Source organism: Mesorhizobium sp. M7A.F.Ca.CA.002.05.1.1 (assembly GCF_003998335.1).
Taxonomy (GTDB): Bacteria; Pseudomonadota; Alphaproteobacteria; order Rhizobiales; family Rhizobiaceae; genus Mesorhizobium.
Genome location: NZ_RZQI01001165.1, coordinates 1 through 1,535, shown reverse-complemented (window position 1 = coordinate 1,535; position 1,535 = coordinate 1). Strand labels below are relative to the sequence as shown.

Below are 1,535 nucleotides of genomic sequence, written 5' to 3'. Positions count from 1 at the left end.
CACCCGGCATTGTCGCGGGTGTGGGGCGAGATGACCGATGGTTTGAAGATTTTTCTGTCCGAGCTTGAGATGGGTGCCGCTTGATCAGACGCAAGACGATCGCGCTGGTCGCCGCGGCGGGCTTTGTGCTGGCGTCCTGCCAGTCGACGCCAAAGAGCACGCCTGTTCCCTCAGGCAAAAGTGCTGCGCTGCTGGTCATGGAGCAAGTGGCGATCGCTGCCCACAAATGCTGGATCGCCAGCAAGGACCCGGCCTTCAAACCGTACCAGATGGCCAATGAGCTGAATTCGTTCAGCGGCACGCCGCGTTTCCTGCTGGTGCCGGCCAAGCACTATGGCGGCAAACCTTTGCTGGTCGTGCAGGCGCAAGGCAATTCTAGCCGCGTCGACGTCTTCGGACCGCTGATGAACGATCCGCTCGGCGCCCGCATCGGCTCCGACATTGCGCGCTGGCAGGCCGGCAATCCGGCCTGCGCCGCGACGGCCTAGCCCATGGGCCGGTTCCTGCAGATTGTGGGACTGGTCGTCGGTCTCGCCGGGCTCATCCTGCAGTTCTGCATCAGCATTCCGGCGTCGATGGAAGCCGGCCGCAGCCTGCTCGGCTCCATCATTTTCGTCTCCAGCTTCTTCACCATCCTGACCAACATCGGCGCGGTGCTGGTGTACACGTCGCTGCTGTCACCCACCTTCTATGCCTGGCTGCCGGCCTTTGCAGGCGCGCGGATGCGGGCCGGCGTTGCGGTTTCGATCGCGCTGGTGTTCATCGTCTATGCCACGGTTCTGGCACGGCTCTGGCAGCCGCAGGGCCTGTTCCTGCTCTGCGACGTCCTGCTGCATTATGTGACGCCGGTGCTGTTCGTGCTGTGGTGGCTGATCGCAGGCGCTGACGGCAGGACGCGCTGGAGCGACATTTCCTGGTGGGTGATCTATCCCATCGCTTATCTGGTCTATGCGCTGGTGCGGGCGCCGTTTGCCGGCGAGGTGCCCTACCCTTTCCTGGACATCGCCAGGAACGGCGCGACCAGCGTCGTCATCTCAGCCGCAGCCATCACCGGACTTTTCCTCGTGCTGTGCGTGGTCGCCGTCCTTGCGGACCATGCCGGCGCACGCACCAGGGCATCAAAACTCGGTTAGCTATCAGTCCCAGAACGGCCTGATGCCCTCGCGGTGAGCATCGCAGCGTGTGACGCCGATATCCTTGAGCTGATCATCGGTCATTTCCAGCAGCGCCAGCCGGCTGCGGCGGCGCTCCAACAGATGGTCGATCCATCTCGCCAGCGATCTGACCAGACGCACCAGACGGCTGACAAAGCCGCTCCGGTCTGATGGACGTGTCGATTGGCCAGATAAACCGGCTCTCGAGTGACGGATTGTAGCGATTGTATCCATTATCTTTCTACCAGAATTCCAAATTGTACCCTTTTTGGCACGCAATCGATATGGATTGACTCATGTGTAGGTGCAATATAGAAACTTGTCACCATGACAAATTGGCTCCCCGATTTCACTGCCGGCTCCGGCCCGCTGTATCAGCGG

Annotated in this window: 3 protein-coding genes; 2 read left to right on the top strand and 1 reads right to left on the bottom strand. The window is 61.4% G+C overall.

The genetic code is table 11. The annotated features are described in order from the left end of the window. Window positions 1-80 precede the first annotated feature (80 nt). Together EN939_RS33705 and EN939_RS33700 are read left to right on the top strand one after the other, a co-directional pair. The gene (locus tag EN939_RS33705; RefSeq protein ID WP_127269907.1) at window positions 81-488 is read left to right on the top strand and encodes a hypothetical protein; all 408 of its coding nucleotides are present in this window, start codon (window positions 81-83) and stop codon (window positions 486-488) included. 3 nt (window positions 489-491) lie between these two features. Then, complete coding sequence (locus EN939_RS33700) at window positions 492-1,133, top strand: Pr6Pr family membrane protein (RefSeq protein ID WP_127269909.1); 642 nt, start codon at window positions 492-494, stop codon at window positions 1,131-1,133. A 3-nt stretch (window positions 1,134-1,136) separates the two neighbouring features. On the opposite strand, the gene EN939_RS33695 is transcribed toward EN939_RS33700, so the two are convergent. Next, on the bottom strand, window positions 1,137-1,388 hold the full coding sequence (locus tag EN939_RS33695) for a DUF1127 domain-containing protein (protein WP_027036978.1): 252 nt from the start codon (window positions 1,386-1,388) through the stop codon (window positions 1,137-1,139). Between the last annotated feature and the right edge of the window lie 147 nt (window positions 1,389-1,535).

Bases quoted from the DNA above. Each gene is read 5' to 3' on its own strand.
- EN939_RS33695 (WP_027036978.1), bottom strand. From the start codon at position 1,388: ATGGATACAATCGCTACAATCCGTCACTCGAGAGCCGGTTTATCTGGC.
- EN939_RS33700 (WP_127269909.1), top strand. From the start codon at position 492: ATGGGCCGGTTCCTGCAGATTGTGGGACTGGTCGTCGGTCTCGCCGGG.